16 protein-coding genes are annotated in these 19,780 nt (G+C 72.1%); 5 read left to right on the top strand and 11 right to left on the bottom strand.

Annotated elements, in window-relative coordinates:
• Nucleotides 1-18: 18 nt before the first annotated feature.
• Complete coding sequence (pfkB, locus tag AABA78_RS31775) at nucleotides 19-975, bottom strand: 1-phosphofructokinase (RefSeq protein ID WP_338268962.1); 957 nt, start codon at nucleotides 973-975, stop codon at nucleotides 19-21.
• Nucleotides 972-3,461 carry a phosphoenolpyruvate--protein phosphotransferase gene (gene ptsP, locus AABA78_RS31770; RefSeq protein WP_338268960.1) on the bottom strand — a complete coding sequence of 830 codons (2,490 nt, stop codon included), beginning with the start codon at nucleotides 3,459-3,461 and terminating at the stop codon, nucleotides 972-974. Before ptsP ends, pfkB begins: the two co-directional genes overlap by 4 nt.
• A 221-nt stretch (nucleotides 3,462-3,682) precedes the next feature.
• On the opposite strand from ptsP, the gene AABA78_RS31765 reads away from it, so the two are divergent.
• Nucleotides 3,683-4,453 (top strand): class I SAM-dependent methyltransferase, encoded by a 771-nt coding sequence (locus AABA78_RS31765; protein ID WP_171436611.1) that lies wholly within the window; start codon nucleotides 3,683-3,685, stop codon nucleotides 4,451-4,453.
• Here the strand turns inward: AABA78_RS31765 and AABA78_RS31760 are convergent.
• Genes AABA78_RS31760 through AABA78_RS31745 form a run of 4 tightly spaced genes read right to left on the bottom strand, consistent with a single transcriptional unit; the run spans nucleotide 4,434 to nucleotide 9,148 of the window.
• Nucleotides 4,434-6,623, bottom strand: a complete 2,190-nt coding sequence (locus AABA78_RS31760) for a S9 family peptidase (protein ID WP_338268958.1) — start codon at nucleotides 6,621-6,623, stop codon at nucleotides 4,434-4,436. The genes AABA78_RS31765 and AABA78_RS31760 overlap by 20 nt on opposite strands.
• The gene (locus AABA78_RS31755) at nucleotides 6,611-6,871 is read right to left on the bottom strand and encodes a hypothetical protein (protein ID WP_338268957.1); all 261 of its coding nucleotides are present in this window, start codon (nucleotides 6,869-6,871) and stop codon (nucleotides 6,611-6,613) included. The genes AABA78_RS31760 and AABA78_RS31755 overlap by 13 nt, the downstream gene beginning before the upstream one ends.
• A 58-nt stretch (nucleotides 6,872-6,929) precedes the next feature.
• Nucleotides 6,930-8,081: a hypothetical protein gene (locus tag AABA78_RS31750; protein ID WP_338268955.1), complete on the bottom strand. Its 1,152-nt coding sequence runs from the start codon at nucleotides 8,079-8,081 to the stop codon at nucleotides 6,930-6,932.
• Nucleotides 8,082-8,086: 5 nt separating this feature from the next.
• On the bottom strand, nucleotides 8,087-9,148 hold the full coding sequence (locus AABA78_RS31745; protein ID WP_338268953.1) for a hypothetical protein: 1,062 nt from the start codon (nucleotides 9,146-9,148) through the stop codon (nucleotides 8,087-8,089).
• 241 nt (nucleotides 9,149-9,389) lie between these two features.
• On the opposite strand from AABA78_RS31745, the gene AABA78_RS31740 reads away from it, so the two are divergent.
• The gene (locus AABA78_RS31740) at nucleotides 9,390-9,764 is read left to right on the top strand and encodes an Mpo1-like protein (RefSeq protein ID WP_120527630.1); all 375 of its coding nucleotides are present in this window, start codon (nucleotides 9,390-9,392) and stop codon (nucleotides 9,762-9,764) included.
• A gap of 22 nt (nucleotides 9,765-9,786) precedes the next feature.
• On the opposite strand, the gene AABA78_RS31735 is transcribed toward AABA78_RS31740, so the two are convergent.
• Both AABA78_RS31735 and AABA78_RS31730 read right to left on the bottom strand, forming a co-directional pair.
• Nucleotides 9,787-10,650 carry a pirin family protein gene (locus tag AABA78_RS31735; RefSeq protein WP_338268949.1) on the bottom strand — a complete coding sequence of 288 codons (864 nt, stop codon included), beginning with the start codon at nucleotides 10,648-10,650 and terminating at the stop codon, nucleotides 9,787-9,789.
• 23 nt (nucleotides 10,651-10,673) lie between these two features.
• The gene (locus AABA78_RS31730) at nucleotides 10,674-11,762 is read right to left on the bottom strand and encodes an alkene reductase (RefSeq protein ID WP_338268947.1); all 1,089 of its coding nucleotides are present in this window, start codon (nucleotides 11,760-11,762) and stop codon (nucleotides 10,674-10,676) included.
• A gap of 91 nt (nucleotides 11,763-11,853) precedes the next feature.
• On the opposite strand from AABA78_RS31730, the gene AABA78_RS31725 reads away from it, so the two are divergent.
• Entirely contained in the window at nucleotides 11,854-12,780 is a 927-nt protein-coding gene (locus AABA78_RS31725) for an AraC family transcriptional regulator (protein WP_338268945.1), read from the top strand.
• Between the two features lie 69 nt (nucleotides 12,781-12,849).
• On the opposite strand, the gene msrA is transcribed toward AABA78_RS31725, so the two are convergent.
• A complete protein-coding gene (gene msrA / locus AABA78_RS31720; RefSeq protein ID WP_338268944.1) occupies nucleotides 12,850-13,506 on the bottom strand; it encodes a peptide-methionine (S)-S-oxide reductase MsrA in 657 nt (218 codons plus the stop codon).
• A 112-nt stretch (nucleotides 13,507-13,618) separates the two neighbouring features.
• On the opposite strand from msrA, the gene AABA78_RS31715 reads away from it, so the two are divergent.
• Nucleotides 13,619-15,247, top strand: coding sequence for a Sapep family Mn(2+)-dependent dipeptidase (locus AABA78_RS31715; RefSeq protein WP_338268942.1), 1,629 nt, complete (start codon nucleotides 13,619-13,621; stop codon nucleotides 15,245-15,247).
• Nucleotides 15,248-15,262: 15 nt separating this feature from the next.
• Here the strand turns inward: AABA78_RS31715 and AABA78_RS31710 are convergent, their stop codons facing one another.
• Nucleotides 15,263-17,293 (bottom strand): ATP-binding protein, encoded by a 2,031-nt coding sequence (locus tag AABA78_RS31710; protein WP_338268940.1) that lies wholly within the window; start codon nucleotides 17,291-17,293, stop codon nucleotides 15,263-15,265.
• A 270-nt stretch (nucleotides 17,294-17,563) separates the two neighbouring features.
• On the opposite strand from AABA78_RS31710, the gene AABA78_RS31705 reads away from it, so the two are divergent.
• Nucleotides 17,564-18,526, top strand: coding sequence for an ornithine cyclodeaminase family protein (locus AABA78_RS31705; protein WP_338268938.1), 963 nt, complete (start codon nucleotides 17,564-17,566; stop codon nucleotides 18,524-18,526).
• A gap of 37 nt (nucleotides 18,527-18,563) precedes the next feature.
• Here the strand turns inward: AABA78_RS31705 and AABA78_RS31700 are convergent, their stop codons facing one another.
• Entirely contained in the window at nucleotides 18,564-19,751 is a 1,188-nt protein-coding gene (locus tag AABA78_RS31700) for a tetratricopeptide repeat protein (protein WP_338268936.1), read from the bottom strand.
• Between the last annotated feature and the right edge of the window lie 29 nt (nucleotides 19,752-19,780).

Raw genomic sequence — 19,780 nt, 5'->3', positions numbered from 1 at the left:
TTGTCGTGCCGCTGTCTCTCAGGCCGTGCCCAGCGGGTGCATCCGCACCGCGTGGACCAGCTCCGCCACCCGCTCCGGCGCCGGGGGCACCGGGCCCACCTTCGCGAGCTTCCCCGCCGCGAAGGCCGTGCTCCTCCTCGCGCAGGTCTCCAGGTCGTGCCCGTCCAGCCTCGCCGCCAGCACGCCCGCCACCAGCGCGTCGCCCGCGCCCACGGTGCTCGCCACCTCCACGGGCGGCGGCAGCGCCCGCCACGCGCCGTCGTGCGACACGAACAGCGCGCCGTCCGCTCCCAGTGACACCACCACCAGCCCGATGCCTCCCGCGTGCAGCTCCCGCGCGGCGCGCGCCACGTCGCCCGGGTTCCTCAACGGACGCTCCACCAGCTCGCCCAGTTCGTGCGCGTTCGGCTTCACGAAGTCCGGCTTCGCGGCCACCGCGTGGCGCAGGGGCTCTCCGCTGGTGTCGACCGCGACCAGTGCTCCCTTCGCTCGCAGGCGCTCCGTCAACGTGGCGTAGATGGACGCGGGCACTCCCGCCGGTACGCTGCCCGACAGCACGAAGCAGCCGTGGTCCTCCGCCAATGCATCCAGCGTCGCCATCAGCGCGGCCAGCGCCTCCTCCGGCACGCGCAGGCCGGGCAGGTTCAGGTCCGTCACCGCGCCGCTCGTGCGGTCCACGACCTTGATGTTCACGCGGCTGGAGCCGGGCAGCCGGAGGCAGTGGTCCTGGATGCCGCGCTCGCGGAACAGCGCCTCGAACAGCGCAACGGTGTCCGTGCCCAGGAAGCCCGCCGCCGTCACGGGCCGGGCACCTCCCGCGAGGAACGCCGCCACGTTGATGCCCTTGCCTCCGGGCGTGCGCGTCTCCGCCACCACACGGTTCACCGCGCCCGCAGTGAACCCCGGACACTCCAGCGTCTGGTCGATGGCCGCGTTCAACGTGACCGTCACCACGCCCGGCTTCGTCGGCCTCATGCCTTCGCTTCCTTCCGGGCCAGCAGGCCGCGCACCAGGCCTCGCACCTCGGCGGCGTTGCCACACTCCAGCGCCAGCCGCGCCAGCCCCTCCGCGTCCGCCATGGAGATGCCCCGGAGCAGCGCCTTCACCGCTGGGATGCTGGGGATGGCCACGCTCAGCTCCGTGACGCCCAGTCCGGACAGCACCACGGCGCCGGACGGGTCCCCCGCGATGCCACCGCACGCGCCCACCCAGATGCCCGCCCGCCTCGCCGCCTTCACCGTGAGGTCCACCATGCGCAAGACGGCCGGATGCAGGCCGTCCGCCTGGGGCGCGAGCACCGGGTGCTGCCGGTCCATGGCCAGCACGTACTGCGTCAGGTCGTTGGTGCCGATGGAGAAGAACGACACGTCGCGCGCCAGCCGCTCCGCCATCATCACCGCCGAGGGCACTTCAATCATGATGCCCGTCTCCACCGGCGCCGCGCCGACCTCGCGGCGCACGGACTCGGTGATGGCGCGGGCCTTCGCCAGCTCCTCGGGCATGGCCACCATCGGATACATGATGCGGACCGGCCCCTCCTTCGACGCTCGCAGGATGGCGCGCAGCTGCGTGCGGAACAGGTCCTCCCGTTCGAAGCACAGCCGGATGCCGCGCACGCCGAGGAACGGGTTCTGTTCCGCTGGCAGCGACAGGTAGGGCACGTGCTTGTCCCCGCCGATGTCCAGGGTGCGCAGGATGAGCGGCAGGCCGTTCAGCGCGTGGACCATGGTGCGGTACGCGTGGAACTGCTCCTCCTCGCCGGGCGGTTCGTCGCGCTTGAGGAAGAGGAACTCCGTGCGCATCAGCCCCACGCCCTCGCCGCCCGCGTCCACGGCCTTGCGCGCATCCGCGGCCTCGCTGATGTTCGCGGCCACCTCCACGCGCTTGCCGTCGAGCGTGATGGCGGGCCGGTAGCGCTCCAGCTTCTCCTCCTCGCGCCGCGTGCGGATCCGCTCGCGCTGGTGCGCGGCCTTCGTCCGGTCCCGCTCCGAAGGGCCCACGACGAGCACGCCCGCGTCCCCGTCCAGGATGCAGTGCTGGCCATCCCGCAGGTCCAGCACCGACGGCCCCACCGCCACCACCGCCGGCAGGTCCAGCGAGCGCGCGATGATGGCCGTGTGCGACGTGGTGCCGCCGCTCGCCGTGCACAGGCCCAGCACCATGGCGGGGTCCAGCTTCGCGGTGTCCGACGGCGCCAGGTCCTCCGCCAGCAGCACCACGGGGTGGTCCGGGAAGGCGGGCGTGCCCTCCAGCACCCGGGCCAGCGGCCGCAGCACGCGCCGGCCCACGTCCCGCAGGTCGGCGGAGCGCGCGGCCATCACCGGCTCATCCAGCGCGGCCAGCGCCTCCGCGCGGCTCTCGAAGACGCGGCGCCAGGACGCGCCCGCGCTCAGGCCCGTGTCGATGAGGCCGTGCGACTCCGCCAGCATCTCCGGGTCGTCCAGCAGCTCCAGGTGCGCCTTGAAGATGGCGGCCCGCTGCGCTCCGGCCTTCAGGAGGAAGCCCTCGTGCAGCTGGCGCAGCTCCGCCGCCGCCCCGGCCAGCGCCTCCTCCAGCAGCAGGTGTTCCCGCGCGGCGTCGGCGGCCCGCTCGTCCACCTCCAGCCGTTCACGCTGGAAGGCCCAGATGGGCCCGGCCGCGATGCCCGGCGACGCGGACAGGCCCGCGACCAGCGTCCCCTCGTAGTCGAGCACCCCGGTGGGGATTGGCTCCGGAGTGGGAGCGTTGGTGGTGGTCTCGCCCAGGCCCGCGTCGAAGGCGTCTCGCAGCGCGCGGAGCACCGCGTCCGCGTCTTCCCCCGCCGCCGTGAGCGTCAGCGTCGAGCCGCCCCCCGCGCCCAGGCGCAGGAGCGACAGGAGGCTGCGGGCGTTCGCCTGCCGCCCTTCGTGGTGGACGGTGACGTCCGCGCGGAAGCGGCGCACCACCTCCACCAGCACCGTGGCGGGCCGCGCATGCAGGCCATGCGGTGAAGGGGACAGGACCTGGAGCGCGCGGCCGTCGAGCACGGGAGCGGCTTGGGGCTCCGGCCGCGGATCCGCGCCGGGGCCGTTGAGCGCCTGGATGATGGCGGCCGTGTCCAGGGTGGAGGCCAGGGCCACGGCCTGGGCCTCGTCGTCCAGCACTCCGGTGAGGTTGGCGAGCACCTGGAGGTGTTCATCGGACTTCGCCGCGATGCCCACCACGAGGTGCGCGTGGCCGTCCTCGCTCCAGACGACCCCGGTGGGGAACTGCACCACGACGACGCCCGTGCGCAGCACCAGGTCGCGCGCCTCCGGCAGGCCGTGCGGAATGGCGATGCCGTGGCCGAGGAAGGTCGCGGCCACCTGCTCGCGCTTGAGCATGCTGTCCACGTAGCCGGGCGAGATGAAGCCGGACTCCACCATCACCTGTCCGACCAGGCGGATGGCCTCCGCCTTGTTCGCGGCGGCCCATCCCAGGCGGACCTGCGAGGGCGTCAGCATCAACATCGGGGCTCCTTGCTTCGGGTGCGCGCGGGCTTCACGCGGGGAACGACGGTGCATCCTGCCCGGTGTCCGCCCCTGCCGCGCGGGCTTCCCGAGTCCCGTCTTCCTGGTAACAGCTCCCAGAGGGGAAGACCTCCCGCCAGCGACATGACGGACAGCCGACGTCCGGCGTCCCTGCGCGTGACGGCCCGCATGGGGGTGTTAAAGGGGAAGCCGTCATGTCTGACAGCGTCCTGGACTTCTACGAAGGGCTGGCCGAGGAGTACCACCTGCTCTTCGCGGACTGGGAGCAGTCGGTGGACCGGCAGGGCGCGGTGCTGGACGCGCTCTTGCGCCGCTCGGGCGCGCCGCCGCCGCGCCGGGTGCTGGACTGCGCGTGCGGCATCGGCACGCAGGCGCTGGGGCTGGCGGCGCGGGGCTACGCGGTGCACGCCACGGACCTGAGCCCTTCGGCCGTGGCGCGCGCGGAGCGGGAGGCCCGCGCCATGCACGTAAGCCTCACCACCGGCGTGGCGGACATGCGGATGCTGGACTGGCAGGTGCCGGGCACCTTCCACGTGGTGATGTCGTGCGACAACGCGATGGCGCACCTGCTGGAGGACTCGGACCTGGATGACGCCGCGCACGCGATGGCGTCGCGCCTGGTGCCCGGGGGCCTGCTGGTGGCGAGCCTGCGCGACCACACCGCGCTCTTGGAGAAGCGGCCGCGCTTCACCGCCGAGCGCGTGCTGGACACCCCGCTGGGCCGCCGCGTGCTCTTCCAGGTCTGGGATTGGGCGGTGGATGAGAGGCAGTACACGGTGCGCCAGTTCATCCTGCGCCAGGAGTCCGGCGTCTGGCACACCACCGAGCACACCGGCGTCTACCGGCTGCTGCAACCCGTGGAGCTGGAGCAGGCGCTCACGAAGGCGGGGCTCGTGGATCCGCGCTGGTACACGCCGGAGGAGACGGGCTTCAACCAGCCGCTCATCACGGCGCGGAAGCCTTGAGCGCGGACTGGAAGTGCCGCATCACGCGCTCCCACTGCCTCGCGGTGACGAGCGGATCCGTCACCCGGTGCGTGGCTCCGCTGAGCGGAAGGACGTCGTGGTCCTTGCCCGCGCGCAGCAGCGCGTCCGACAGCTTGAGCGTGTGGAAGAAGAGGACGTTGTCGTCCGCCGTGCCGTGCACGAGCAGCAGCCTGGCGATGGGCCGGTCCTCCCGGATGTACGTGAGCAGTGAGCCCTTCGCGTAGGCGTCGGGATGTTCCTGGGGCAGCCCCAGGTAGCGCTCGGTGTAGTGCGTGTCGTAGTCGCGCTCATCCGCGGTCGCGGCCCCGGCCACGGCGGCCTTGAAGACGTCGGGCCGGTGGAGCGCCGCGAGCGCGGCCAGGTCCCCGCCGAAGCTCCAGCCCTCGATGCCCACGCGGTCCAGGTCCAGCTCGGGGACCTCCGCGGCGAGCGCCCGGAGCGCGGACACCTGATCATCCAGCGTGATGCCGTAGACGTCGTACTTCAGGGCGCGCTCCCAGGCGCGGCCCCGCAGGGGCGTCCCGTGCCCGTCGAACTTCACGACCAGGAAGCCGTGGTCGGCGATCCACTGCGAGAGGAGGTTCTGCGCCAGGGACTGGTGGACGACGGTGACCGTGGGCCCGCCGTACACCTGGACGATGACGGGCAGCTTCACGCCGGGCTTGAAGTCGCGAGGCCTCACGAGCGCGGCCCAGAAGCGCTCCGCGCCGACCTGCCGCACGTCGAGCTGGAGGCGCGTGGAGGGCTCCAGCGCCACGGACGGGAGCTGGCCCACCCGGGTCCCATCCGCCTGGAGCAGGTGGACCTGCCTCATCCGCTCGGGGCCTTCCGTGGAGAGGGCGACGAGCGCTCCGTCCGTGGACACGACGGCGCTCTCCAGCGCGCGGCCCGCCGACGCCTGCGTGACGCGTGTGGCCCTTCCGTCCGCGGTCATCCGGTACAGGTAGCGCTCGGTGGGGTTGGGGCCTCCGAGGAAGTAGAGCGTGCGGGTCCGCCCCACGAACTGCACGAGGTGCCGGAAGCCGGCCTCGGGGCCCACCCAGGTGCGCGCGAGGCCGCCGTCCGGGTGGCGCAGCTCGACCTCGGGCGCGCCGTTGCGTTCGGTGAGCCAGAGGAAGCCGGAGCCATCCTCCAGCCAGGAGGGGAAGCGTTGATCCAGGTTGAGCCACGCGTCATCCCGCTCCACCAGCAGGGTGCGCGTGGCGCCCGTGCGCGGGTCCACCGCGAGCAGGCACTCCTCCGTCTGCGCGCGGTTCTGCACGAGCACCGTCAGGGGGCCCTTCGCGGGCCAGCGCACGGTGGCGAGGTAGGGGTAGCGCTCCGCGTCCCACCTCACCCAGACCGTCTTGTTCCCGGGGAGGGACGCGATGCCCAGCCGGACCTTCGCGTTCGCCCGGCCCGCGCGAGGGAAGGGGAAGGCGTCCGCGGGCTGCTCGGGGTGCATCACGTCCACGACGGAGAGCTTCTCGACGTCGCGCGTGTCCACTTCGGTGAAGGCGATGGCCTTCGCGTCAGGGCTCCACCAGAAGCCGGACAGGCGGCCCATCTCCTCCTGGGCGACGAACTCCGCCAGCCCGTGCGACACGTCCGCCGTGCCGCCGCGCGTGACGGCGTGCTCGGTGCGAGTCCGGAGGTCGATGCGGTAGACGTCGTGGCCGCGCACGTAGGCCACCTGCTGTCCGTCCAGGGAGAGCTGCGCGTCGAAGGCGCCGGGGCCCGTGGGCAGCTCGGAGACCCTTCCGGTGGCGCGCTCCACGACGTAGAGCCTGCCGGACAGGGGAAGCAGCAGCTTCGTGCCGTCCTCGGAGAGGGCGTAGGTGGTGAAGCCCCGCGTCGTGGTGCGCGTGCGTTCGCGGCGGGCCTTCTCCTGCGCGCTCAGCGTCTCCTCCGCGCCCTGGAGGAGGCGCTCCGGCGTGAGCCATTCGCGCGTCTGGCCGGTGGCCACGTCGAACGAGAACAGCGTCATCACGCTGGAGGTGGGCGGGCTGCGAAGGAAGAAGACCGTCCGCGCGTCCGGCGTGATGCGCAGCACCGTGGGGCGGCCGTTGTTGAACTGGCGCGTCTGGGCGTACTGGAGCAGGAAGGGGTCCGGGGGCAGGGCGGAGGCCGTGACGCCCAGCAGGGCCAGGACGAGGCTCAGCTCGCGCATGACGTCTCGGGAGTGCTCCGGGCCGCCAGCGCCTCGCACCACCAGGACTCCAGCTCCGCGCGCATGAGTGGCGCCGCGTGACGGCGCACGGTGTCCGCGACCTTCCACCAGACGCGGGCCTTGTGCGCCCCGGTGCTCAGCGTCTCAGCCAGGTGCAGGGGAGGCGTCAGCGCGAACAGGAGGTGGAGGGCCAGCAGCCAGCCCAGGCCCTCACGGAAGGTCGGCGGTCCTCGCAGCGGTCTGTCCATCGCACGCCTCCTGACGACAGTTGTAGTCAGGAGCGATATGTCATGGCTACAGTTGTAGTCAAGTGGCCGTGTGGCGAGTGTCGTGCTTGTCGCGCGGCAGAGCCCAGACGTCTTCATCTGGCCTGTAGACGCTGGCCTTCTTGCCGGAGGAGCTGTGCGCCTTGGTATCGAGCAGCCCCGCGTGCCACAGGTTCTGCTTCAGCTTGAAGACATTGGACGGATAGATGTCCGGGCCGCGCAGGCCGGGTTTGAGCTCGATGGACGGATCCGCGAGGAAGAGGGCTGTCGCCAGTGCGAGGTCCTCCCGGCCGGCGGCCACCGCCAGCTTCGGCAGGGTGAGACTGCCTCCGTGGTCCATGAGCGTCCGGTGGATGAGGCGCACCGCAGGCTGACGGATGAGGACGAAGCGCGCGACGGCGGCGAAGGCTGGATGGACCTCCATCAACCGCTTGCGCTTCTCATAGTGCGCGTCCGGGTCGAAGTGGAGCGCGGCCAAGAGGTCCGCCACGGCCCGGCCCTCGACTGTCGGCTTCCAATCCAGGTCCAGCAGTCCGAGCGTGTTGGCTCCCGTCGCGGCCTGCTTCCGGGTTCCTTCGCTCTTCAGGGCCTCCCAATGAGCCGCAAGCGATTCCAGCAACGACTGGGACGGGGTTCCGCGGTCCGCGAGGAACGCGGCCGCGAGGTAGTTGAGCGGATGGTTGAGCTGGAGGCTGCGCGCGGCGGGAACGCCTTCGAGCAGGGCGGAGGCCTGGCTGACGGCGCGTGGCAGCGGGGAGGGGTCTTCGGGCGGAAGGACCTCCACCCAGTGCTTCGAGTCCTGCGCGAGGATGCCGACACCGATGCGCCGCGCCTGCGCGAGCGTGGGGGCGCGGAGCTCGCCCGCAGGCGTGGGCAGGGCGAGGTAGGCGTGGTGGACGCCCGCGCGATAGCTGTGCGCCTGACCCAGGCCCTGGACCCAATCCCTCTCGGAAACCTTCACCTCGATGCCCGTGACGAGGACGCCTTCGGGCTGCGCCACGCTGCACAGGATGTCGGGCCTTGTGCCCTCCAGCGTGAGCCGCGTCATGGGCTCCAGGTCCCGGGCGACCGGGCTGTGGACGTACGAAGGATGCGCGTCCACCAGCAGGTGCAGGACGCGAGACTTTCGCAGCCCATGCTTGAGCAGGTGTTGCTTCAGCGAATGGACGACCCTGGCCTCGGCGTGGGGCATGTGGCTCAGGCGCGCTTCGCGTCAGCGGGGGCGTTGGGGTGGCGCGCGAGCATCATGCGCAGCTGGGGCTGACGGCGGACCAACTCCTGCTTGAGCAGGTGGGCGATGAGCGCGGGCGGCGCGGCGCTCCAGCGCGCGATGTTCTGCACCAGCATGGGCGAGCGGTACGTGCGGCCACACAAGAGCGACGTCGTCTTGCCGTCCACCGGCATGCCCACGAGCGCGCCCAGGGCCCGGCCTTCCGTGTTGAGGATGAGCTCCACCTTCTCCTCGGACGGGCCGGTGGAGAAGCGCTGGCGCAAGAGCTCGCGAGCGGTGCGGCGTGTCTGCTCCGGCACGTCGCGATCCACCGTGAGCTTGTGGTGCTCCATCAGGCGGCGCATCGCCCACAGGCGGCGGAAGAGGGCCACCGGCAGCTGTGGGTTGCGCACGAGGAAGCGACGCACTCCCGTGTCGGACGCGAAGGCGGCTCGGGCCACCAGCGCCTCCAGGCCCACGGGGTTGCGGTGGTGCCTCGCGATGAGCCGCGCGTGCGTCAGGCCCACGCGCGAGTTCTCCAGCACGGCCTTGATGACGGCGGGCACCGGGTCGAAGCACAGCGCGGACAGCTCCGGATCCTCCGCCCCGTGCGCGAGCGCCGCCCGCTGGTCCTCCGGCAGCCCGTGCAGCCGCGTCTCGAAGAGCTTGCGGAAGTCTCCCAGCACCGCTTCGGGCACGTCGTCCGCGGAGCTGGCTTCGTCGTCGGAGCCGTCCGAGGCTTCCGCTTCCGGCAAGGGCTCCGTGTCGCTCGCGTCGACTGACGGCGCGGGATGATCAGCCTCCTGGGGCGCGGCCTGCCGCACCGTGTTCACGGCACTCGCGGTCTCCGTGCCCGGCAGCAGCGCTCCCTGCGACACCAGCCTCGCGAGGATGTCCCGCAGCTTGTCCGGCGGGAACCCCGTCAGCGCGGGCAGGTCCTTCTCGCGGGTGTGGCCGTCCAGCCGCGACAGCACGAAGCCCTCCTCCGCGTTCAGCGGAAGCCGCCGCAGGTCCACCGTCGGGTTCAGCTTGGGCGTCCAGTCACTCATGCGTGCCCCGAGTCTTTCACGACACGCGTATTTCGCGCCTCTCCCGGGCCCAGCCGTCCGCACCGGATTGTTCCCGGTCCGTCCGAAAACGACAGGCCGCGTCGAGGACCGCCTGGCTGCCCTCCTGCCCACGGACCCCCTCCGGGTTGCCGAGTCCCCAGGGCCGAACGGTGTCGGTGTCGGCACGAAGGGGCCCCGCATGGGTTGACGGGAGGCAGGCAGCTGGACACAACTTCACTTCATGTCCGACCGCATCCAGACCTATGGCGAGTTCTGGCCGTTCTACCTGCGTGAGCACGCGCATGCGTCGACACGCTGGCTGCACTTCGCCGGCACCAGCCTGGGCGTGGGCCTGGGTGTCACCGCCGCCGTCACCGGCCGCGGTGCGCTGATTCCCGCCGCGCTGGTGGCCGCCTACGGCTTCGCGTGGGCCAGCCACTTCAAGATCGAGCACAACCGCCCCGCGACCTTCAAGTACCCGCTCTGGTCGCTCATCTCCGACTTCCGCATGGCCGCGCTGATGCTCACCGGCCAGCTGGGTCCGCACCTGGAGCGCGCGAACTCCGGTGCGCCGGCCGCCGCCACCCTGGCGCCGGCCCCCGTCGAGAGCCGCTGACGCTCGCGGCTCCGTCGCTGCGCTACCTCGGCGGCGGCGGACCGAAGCGGCCCGTGCGGTAGCCCTCGATGGACCTCAGGATGTCCGCCTGGGTGTCCCCGATGAACGGCCCGTGGCTCACCAGCGGGTCCCGCTGCGGCTGGCCCGCGTACAGCAACACGCGCGCCCGCGTCGTCCCGGTGACGTGGACGATGCTGTCCCCACCCGACACCGGCCGGTCCAGCCAGCCCACCTGCCCGGGCTTCAGCGCCCTCCGGTCCGGCCCCACCGCGACCTCGCCCTCCAGCACGAGGAAGAAGCCGTTGTACGAGGCGGGCAGGTCCTGCGCGATGGACGCGCCTGGCTCCAGCTGGAGCTCCGCCAGCGTGACGGGCACGTAGTTCTTCGTCGCCGACCGCACCGCGCCTGAACTGCCGCTGTACAGCCGCACCTCCACGCCCGGCTCACGCCGCACCGGCAGCTCCGCGTACGACAGGTCCTGGAAGCCCGCGGGCACCCAGCGCTGTGCCTTCGGCAACGTGAGCCAGAGCTGGAGGATGCGCGCCTGACTCATGCCGCCCTCCAGCCCCTCGCCGTGGATGACGCCACTTCCGGCCGTCATCCACTGCACGTCGCCTTCACCCAGCCTGCCGCTGTCGTGGGTCATCCCGCCCTTCACCACGAGCGTCACCGTCTCGAAGCCCGCGTGCGGATGCGGCCCTCCGATGGGCTGGCCGTCGATGCGGTCGTCCATCAACAGGATGAACGGATCCGACCGCGCGTAGTCCTCCGGCGAGATGACCGGCACCACCGTGTGCGCCGGTCCGAACTGTCCCGGCGCCGGCTCCGGCAGGTCGATGATCCGCTCCAGCCTGCGCTCCAGGACGTCCACGCGTTGCGTGCTCATGACGGTTCCCTCCCTTCCCGGCTTCAGGCCAGCGTCGGATAGCTCGTGTAGCCCTTCTCCTCGCCCGCGAAGAAGGTGGTGGGGTCGGGCGGGTTGAGCGGGGCCGTCTTCTGGAAGCGCTCCGGCAGGTCCGGGTTGGCGAGGAACGGCACGCCGTACGCCACGAGGTCCGCCTCGCCGCGCTCGAGCACCGCCTCGCCCGCCTGCGCGTCGTAGCCGCCGTTCGCGATGACCGTTCCCGGGAAGGCCTTGCGGATGAGCGGGGTGAGGCGCTGCTCGGCGCTCACGGCTGCGGGGCCCGTGACGGCCTCCGTCACGTGCAGGTAGCCCAGGCCCAGCCGGCCCAGCTCCCGCGCGATGTGCGTGAAGGTCTCCGCGGGGGTGGAGTCCGTCATGCCGCCGTAGGGGAAGTTCTGCGGGTGGAGCCGGTAGCCCACGCGCTCCGCGCCCCAGACCTCCGCCACCGCTTTCGCCACCTCCAGCGGGAAGCGCACGCGGTTCTCGATGCTGCCGCCGTACGCGTCCGTGCGCTGGTTGGAGCCATCCCGCAGGAACTGATCCAACAGGTAGCCGTTGCTGCCGTGCAGCTCCACGCCGTCGAAGCCCGCCTCCTTCGCGTTGCGGGCGGCCTGGCGGAACTGCTCGACGACGCCGGGAATCTCATCCGTCTCCAACGCCCGGGGCGCCACCGCGGGCTTCTTGCCCTGGAACGTGAAGACGTCCTGTTTCACCCCGATGGCGGAGGGCGCCACCGGCAGCTCACCGCCGTGGAAGTCCGGGTGCGAGACGCGCCCCACGTGCCACAGCTGCGCGAAGATGACGCCGCCCGCCGCGTGCACGGCGTCCGTCACCTTCTTCCAGCCCGCCACCTGCTCCGGCGAGTGCATGCCCGGCGTGCGGATGTACCCGACACCCTGGGGGCTGACCTGGGTGCCCTCCGTGACGATGAGGCCCGCGGAGGCCCGCTGCGCGTAATAGGTCACCGCCAGCGGGTTGGGGACGTTGCCGTCGACGAGCGCCCGGCTGCGGGTCATGGGCGCCATCACCAGCCGGTTCTTCAGTTCGAGCCGGCCCAGACGGAAGGGGGAGAGGAGCTTGAGGGTATTTGCCATGGCCGGTAAATGCTCCAGCCGCTATGGACGTGCCATGGCATCCAGTCCAAACAAATTGACCGAGCGTCCAGAACCCCCGGAGTGCAAGGGCGTGGACGTCCTCGCGGACGTGCTGGACACGCTGCGCCTCTCCACCCGGATGCACGGCCGCTTCGAGCTGTGCGCCCCCTGGGGCCTCCAGTTCCCCACCATCCCGGGCGCGCACATCGTCCTCATCGCCCGGGGCGGGGCGCGGCTGGAGGTGGAGGGCGTGCCGGAGGCCCGGGTGCTGTCGGCGGGGGACCTGGCCGTGCTGCCGCATGGCGGAGGGCACACGCTGCGCGACGCGGCGGGCAGCCCCATCCACGTGCTGGAGCCGGGCGCCTGCGCGCGCTCGCACGGGGCCGGACCCATCCGGTTGGGCGGTGACGGCGCGCGGACCGCGCTGGTCGCGGCGTCGTTCGAGCTGGGCGTCGCGCCGCGCACGCTGCTCTTCAAGGAACTCCCGCGCGTCATCCACCTGGCCGCGGACGACGCGGTGACGGCGCCCACGCTGGCGTCCACGGTGCAGCTGCTGCTGGTGGAGAGCGCGTCGTCCCAGCCGGGCGCCAGCGTCATCATGAGCCGGCTCGCGGACATCCTGCTGGTGCAGGCCCTGCGCGCGCACATCATGACGAAGGACGGGTGCCAGGAGGCCGGGATGCGGGCGCTGACGGATCCGCAGATTGGCAAGGCGCTCGCGCTCATCCACGAGCATCCCCAGGAGCCCTGGACCGTGGAGAGCCTGGCGTCCGCCGTGGCCCTGTCGCGCTCCGGGTTCGCCGCGCGCTTCAGCGAGCTCGTCGGTGAGCCGCCGCTGGAGTACCTGGCGGGCTGGCGGATGATCAAGGCCGCCCAGCTGCTGCGCGAAAGCGAGCTGCCCCTGAGCGAGGTCGCTCCGGCCATCGGCTACGGGAGCGAGGCGTCCTTCAACCGGGCCTTCAAGCGCTGGGACGGCAACGCTCCCGGCGCGTACCGGCGCAGCCACCGCCGGGCGTGAGGCTCCAGCGTTGAGACGCATGCGGGGCCCGTGTCTGGAAGACAGCGGGCCCCGCCGCTCAACTCAAGCTCAGGCGCTGACGCCCACGCCGATGGGGCAGCTCACGCCGGTGCCGCCGACGCCGCAGTAGCCGCCCGGGTTCTTCTGCAGGTACTGCTGGTGGTAGTCCTCGGCGTAATAGAAGTCCGGCGCCGGGAGGAGCTCCGTGGTGATGTCGCCCAGGCCCTTCGCGTTGAGCGCGGCCTGGTACGTCTGGCGCGTCTCCTCCGCGGCGCGCTTCTGCGCGTCGTTCGCGTAGTAGATGCCGGAGCGGTACTGGGTGCCCGCGTCGTTGCCCTGACGCATGCCCTGCGTCGGGTCGTGGTTCTCCCAGAAGACCTTCAGGAGCTGCGCGTACGTGACCTTCTTCGGGTCGTACACCACGCGCACCACTTCGTTGTGGCCGGTGAGGCCCGAGCAGACCTCTTCATACGTGGGGTTCGGCGTCAGCCCGCCCGCGTAGCCCACCGCGGTGGAGTACACGCCCGGCACCTGCCAGAACTTGCGCTCGACGCCCCAGAAGCAGCCCATGCCGAAGACGGCTGTCTCAAAGCCTTCCGGCACCGGACCCTTCAGCGGGGTGCCCAGCACGGTGTGCTTCTGCGGAACCGGCATCTCCTGCGGACGGCCCGGCAGCGCCTCCTGGGGAGTGGGGAGCCTCAACTTCTTCGGGGACGTGAAGAACATGCTCTAGCTTTAGCCTCCACCGTCCCCATTTTCACGCCTGGCGCACGGCCGCACACCTGCCCACCGTCCCACCAGGAATGCTCCGTCCGCCCGACGGTTTCCCAGGTCTCCCATGCGCACCCGCCTCCTCGCCGCCCTCTGCCTCCTGGCGCCCGCCGCCGCCCTCGCCGCCAAGGACCCCCGCTGCGCCGGCAAGCCCGCCGCCCGCGCCGCCCGCTTCTCCGACACCGCCCTTAAGGGCGCCTCCGCCGCGGAGCGTTACGCCGCCTACGTCCAGGCCTGTGCGCTGGAGGACGTGGTGGCCCTCACGCAGACGCTCGTCCGCTTCAAGACGGTGAGCAGCGAGTCCCCCGCCGCGAAGAACCCGGAGGTGGCCGCCATGGGCCGCTCCCTGGAGGCCTGGGCGAAGCAGCACGGCTTCGGCTTCCGCACCGTGGGCGAGAACGACGTCTTCGAAGTGTCCTGGGGCGAGGGCGAGCCGCTGCTGGGCCTGGTGTTCCACGGCGACGTCGTGCCCGCGCCCGCCCACGAGTGGAAGCGCGCGCCCTTCAAGCCGGTGGTGGAGAAGGGCCGCCTGTACGGCCGCGGCGTGGAGGACGACAAGGGCCCCATCGCCTCCGGGCTCGTCGCGCTGGCCATGGCCAAGGACCTGGGCCTCAAGCCCCAGGGCAAGGTGCTGATCATCATCGGCAACGGCGAGGAGAGCGACTGGTCCGGCATGCAGAAGTACGCGACCACGCAGCCCAAGCCCACGCACGTCATCTCCGTGGACTCCGGCTACCCGGTCATGGCCGCGCAGTCCGGCTTCGTCGCGTGGACGCTGGAGGCGCCCGTGGGCACCGCGCTCGCGACGCCGAAGGAAGGCACCGTCGCGCGCGCCGTGGACGTGAGCGCGGGCGAGTTCCTCACCCAGGTGCCCGGCACCGCCACGCTGAAGCTCGCGCCCGTGAAGGGCCAGACGCCGGAGGCGGTGCTCGCCGCCGTGAAGGCCGCCATCGCCGCCGAAGCCCCCTCGCGCAAGGACCTGAAGGCGGAGGCGAAGCGCGAGGGCGGCACCGTGGTGCTCACCACGCACGGCGTGGCGGTGCACTCGTCCACCGCGGACGAGGGGCACAACGCGCTCTGGGACCTGTCCGCCGTGGCCGCGCGTCTGTCATTGGAGGACAACGGCATCGCGGCGCTGCTGCGCGTGGTGGCGAAGCGCTTCGACGGCGACCACCACGGCGACAAGCTGGGCTTGAAGTACGAGGACACGCTGATGGGGCCGCTGCTCGTGGCGCCCACCGTGCTGCGCGTGAAGGACGGCAGCGTGTCCCTGGGCGTCAACATGCGCAGGCCGCAGGGCCAGGACGCGGCCGCGTTCAACGCCGCGCTGGACGCCGCCGCGAAGCGCGTGGGCGAGGACTCCGGCGGCCAGGTGAAGGAGGGCTCCGGCCGCTACCTGGGCGACCCGCACGTGGCGGACACGTCCGGCCCGCTGGTGAAGACGCTGATGGGCATCTACCAGCGGCAGCGCAAGGAACCGGACGCGGTGCCCGGCTCCATCCGGGGCGGCACCTACGCGCGGCTGTTCCCCCGCGCCGTGGACTTCGGGCCCGCGTTCCCCAAGGAGCCCTACACCGGCCACGCGCCGGACGAGTCCATCGCGCTGGAGACGCTGGACCTGAGCACGCGCATGCTCGCGGAGGCCGTGCACACGCTCGCCATCGCGCCCGCCTCCGAGGCGAAGGCCGCGCCGTGACACCAGGGCACCAGGTCATGGCGGCAGGTAGCCCTTCGGCGGCGGGACGCGGGGCCAGCGCACCGTGAAGGCGGTGCCCTGGTCCGGAGCGGTCTCCACGCGGACGCTGCCCTGGTGCACCTGGACGATCTCACTGACGATGTAGAGCCCCAGGCCCAGGCTGCGGTGCTTGGTGCCCTGCTGCGGCAGGCGCGACCCCTTGAACGGGTCGAACAGGTGCGGCAGCAGCTCCTCGGGGATGGGGTCGCCCTCGTTGCTCACGCGCATCACCACGTCCATCACCTCGCTGGTGAGCGTGGTGAGGACGGGCGTGTCGTTCCTCGCGTGTTGCAGCGCGTTCACCACCAGGTTGCCCAGCACCTGCGTCACCCGGTCCGGATCCCAGTTCCCCCACAGGTCGTCCCCGTGCACCTCCAGCGTGAGGGGCCGCTCCGGGTACACCACCTGCAATTCGTCCAGGACGCCCTGGCACAGCTCCACCATGTTCACGCGCTGGCGCGTCACCGGGATGCCTCCGCCCAGGCGGCTGCGCGCGAAGTCGAGGATGTCGTTGATCATCCGCGTCATCCGCGCCGTGGCCTTGCGGATGCGGTCCACGGAGCGGCGCGCGGGGGTGTCCAGGTCCGGGGCCTTGCCCAGCATGAAGGCCGACGCGTTCACCGCGTGCAGGGGGTTGCGCAGGTCGTGGCCCAGGACGGCGATGAGCTCCTCGCGGAAGTCGATGGCCTGCTGGAGCGCGGCCTCCGCGCGCTTGTGGTCGGTGATGTCCACCACCGTGGAGCCCACGCCGAGCAGCACGCCGTCCGGGGTGCGCACCGGGAAGTAGTCCGCGCGCCAGATGCCCTCGCGGCCCCGCACCGGATCCGGCCCTTCGAGGAGCACGTCCTGCACGGGCTGCCCGGTCTCCAGCACCTGGCGCAGCGAGCGCTCGATGGAGTCCGCGGAGTGGGTGCGGACCATCTCCCGCAGGGTGCGGCCCCGGTGTGCCTCCACGGGGTTGCTGTTGAGGCGCGCCAACGTGCCGTTGATGCGCAGGTAGCGCAGGTCGTGGTCCAGGAACGCGATGCCCACGGGCGCCGCCTCCAGCAGCGAGTCCAGCAGCGCCAGCGACCGCTCGGCCTCCTGTCGCGCCTCGTGTTCGCGCGCGTGCAGCTCCGCCTGCGCGATGTGCGCGGCGGCCCGCTCCGCCACGGAGTGGAAGAGCAGCACGTCCGCGTCGGAGAAGGCGAAGGCCGTGCGCGAGCCCATGTACGCCATGCCCAGCAGCCGCTCGCCGTCCATGAGCGGCAGGCCGTACAGCGCGCGCAGCCCCGCGCTGCGCAGCGGTTCGAAGAGGACACGCGGGTCCGTGGCGGCCGAGCGGACGAAGAAGGGCCGCCGCTCCAGCGCCGCCTGGCCGGTGACGCCGCGCCCCACCGGCACGCGCCGGCCCTTCACCTCGTCCGTGCCCAGGCCCACCGCGGCGCGCACCACCAGCGCGTCGCCTTCCAGCAGCATCACCGCGGCCGTGTTCACGGCGAGCGCGGACTCCATCAGCCGGGTGAGCAGGCGCTCCAGGAGCGTCTCCATGTCCGGGTCGTCCAGCGTCGCCTCGGCCATGCGGTCCAGCGTCTGGAGGATGCGCTGCTTCATCTCCCAGAAGTACGTCATCGTCCGGGTGACCACCCGGTCGAGCGTCTCCTCCAGCCGCGTGAGGTCGCCGGGCCGGAGCATCCGCTCCTGTGCCTCCAGGCGGTGGAGGATGCAGCGGCGCAGCAGGGCGTACTCCCGCGCCACCTCGCCCAGGTTGAAGCCCGCGTCCAGGCGGGCCGCGGCGTGCGCCGCCTCCAGGCGTTCGTCCAGCGCCTCCGGCCCCAGCTCCATCGCGTCCGCCAGCGTGGTGAGCAGCTCCGGCAGGTGGTCGATGAGCCAGGGCGGGCTGGCGGGCACCTTGTCGCCCAGGTGCTCGAGCACCGCCTGCTGCCAGTCCGCCAGCAGCGCGTCGTGGTTCGCGCGCAGGAACTCCGCCGCGGACGGGCGGGGCCCGCCACGCGCATGCTCGTCCACGGAGTGTGAATCCGGCTCCTGCATCGCCAGTCTCCCCAGGCCATCGCCCGGCCGCGCCGCCCCTCGCGCAAAGTCTGCGCACGGTGGCCCCGCCGCGCTTCGCCCCTTCGTCTGGCGAAGGCCTCTTCCACGAGCCCTCGGCCGCGGGCCTCCGCCGCGGCCCTCCGGACGCACCGCCCGGCGCGCCGTTCACCTTCGTGCGCTCGGCCGCCTCCGGGGATGTTCACCCCCCAGGGCACGCGGGCGCTCGGGTAGGGTGGCCGGCAAAGCATGCGCACCCTCCTGCTCAATCGCTCCGCCGTGGCCCGCAACATCCAGGCACTCCTCCTGCTGGACGACCTGCGCGAGGCCTTCCGCACCGACGTCCTGGCCCGCACGGTGGCCCCGCAGCGCGTGCGCGCGCCGCTGCACGCGGAGGGCACCGCGCTGGTGCTCTTCCCCGGCTGCGTGCCCGGCATCCCCGCGTACACCGTGAAGGTGCACGCGAAGTTCCCCGGGCAGAAGCCCGCCATCCAGGGCGTGGTGCACCTGCACGACCTCGTGACGGGAGGGCTGCTCGCGGTGATGGACTCCGGCCACCTCACCGCCGTGCGCACCGGCGTGGTGGGCGCGCTGGCCGCGGACGTGCTGGCCCGGCCGGACGCGACGCGCGTGGCGGTGATTGGCGCCGGCCAGCAGGGTGTGCTCCAGCTCAAGCAGCTGCGGCTGGTGCGCACACTCAGCCAGGTGCGCGTCTACGACACGAACATCGCGCACGCGAACGCCTACGCGCAGCGCATGTACCAGGAGCTGAGCCTGCCCGTGCACGTGGAGACGTCCGTGGCGGACGCCGTGGCGGACGCGGACATCATCGTGACGGCGACGTGGAGCCACCAGCCCTTCCTGCACGCGGGCATGGTGAAGCCGGGCACGCACATCACCGCGCTGGGCGCGGACGAGCCGGGCAAGGCGGAGCTGTCCCAGGACCTGCTGGAGCAAGCGCTGTTCATCTGTGACCACCGCGCGCTCACCGTGTCCACCGGCGCGGCGGGCGCGGTGGGGCTCACGGAGAGCGCCATCCACGCGGAGCTGGGCGAGGTCCTCGCGGGCCTCAAGCCCGGGCGCACGTCAGAGGAGCAGGTGACGGTGTTCGCCGGGGTGGGCCTGCCCTTCCAGGACCTGGCCACCGCCTGGCACGTGTACCAGGCGGCGTCCGGCGACGAGGACGTGCCCACGCTCGACTTCAACGCGTAGCGCGGGACACGTCCGGCCGGTGGTGTCCGGGGGGGCTTCAGGCCTTGGACAGCGCCTGGGAGAGGCGCACGGCCTCCTCATGCAGGTCGGTGTCCTCCGCCAGCGGCATGGCGAGCACCTTCTGCACCAGCTCCTTCGCCTTCGCCTCCTGGCCCAGGCGCGCCTGCGCGAGCGCCAGGTTGAGCAGCGGCTCCGGGCGGTCCGGGGCGCGGCGCACGGCCTCCTCCAGCACCGTCACCGCGCGCGGCAGGTTCGCGTTCGCCGGCTCCGCGGGGACGCGCAGCAGCAGCTGGCCCAGGTTGTTCGCCGCGCGCCAGCCGTCCGGCGCCAGGCCCATGCCCTGCTCGTACGCGGTGATGGCCTTGTCGTACGCGGGCGGCTCCAGCGCCTCGAAGCAGGTGGCCTCCGCCATCTTCAGCGACTCGCTGGCGACGCCCAGCGACGCCATGGTCTGGCACAGGTGCCGGGCCTGTTCTATCTGACCGCGCGCCAGCATCAGCTGCGCGAGGTTCGCCTGGGCGTCCGCGTCCTTGGGGCGCTGGGCCGCGAGCGTGGAGGCCGCCTGGTAGGACGTGCGCAGGTCGCGCAGCGCCATGGACAGCACCGTCACGGACGCGAGCAGGCGCGGCTGGTTGGGCACCGCCTTGAGGCCCTGCTCCAGCACCTTGCGCGCCTCCACCAGCTTCTCCTGGGAGGACAGCGCGTGCGACAGGCTCAGGTACGCGGGCACGAAGCGCGGCGCCAGCGTGAGGACCTCGCGCAGCGTGGCGAGGCCGGCGTCCGTCTTGCCCGCCTCCAGCTGCACCTGGCCCAGCCGGTAGCGGAACACCGGGTTCTGGGGCGCGAGCTTCGCGGCCTGGGACAGGGCCTCCAGCGCCTGGGGCGCCTTGTCCTGCTTGATCAGCATCATGCCCTTGCCGAAGTGCGCCTCCGGGCGGTTGGGCTCCAGCGCGAGCACGCCCTGGTAGGCCTTGAGGGCGGCGTCGAGCTGGCCCTTCTGGGCGGCGATGTTCGCGCGCACGAGGCCGGTCTCCCCCGTGGCGCCCTGGGCCTCCGCCTTGGCGAGCAGCGCTTCGGCCTGGGGGACCTTGTTCTCCACCAGCGCCAGCTTGGCCATCACCACCAGCGCGTCGCGGTGGTTGGGGTTCTTCGCGAGGAGCTTCTCGGCCTCGGCCTTCGCCTGGGCCACCTGGCCCTGCGCGAGAAGGGTTTCCAGAGAGTTCATGATGGAAAGTGTCCCCCAGGGGGCGGGGG

This window comes from Corallococcus caeni, from assembly GCF_036245865.1.
Taxonomy (GTDB): Bacteria; Myxococcota; Myxococcia; order Myxococcales; family Myxococcaceae; genus Corallococcus; species Corallococcus caeni.
This window is presented reverse-complemented; position numbering and strand designations above follow the sequence as displayed.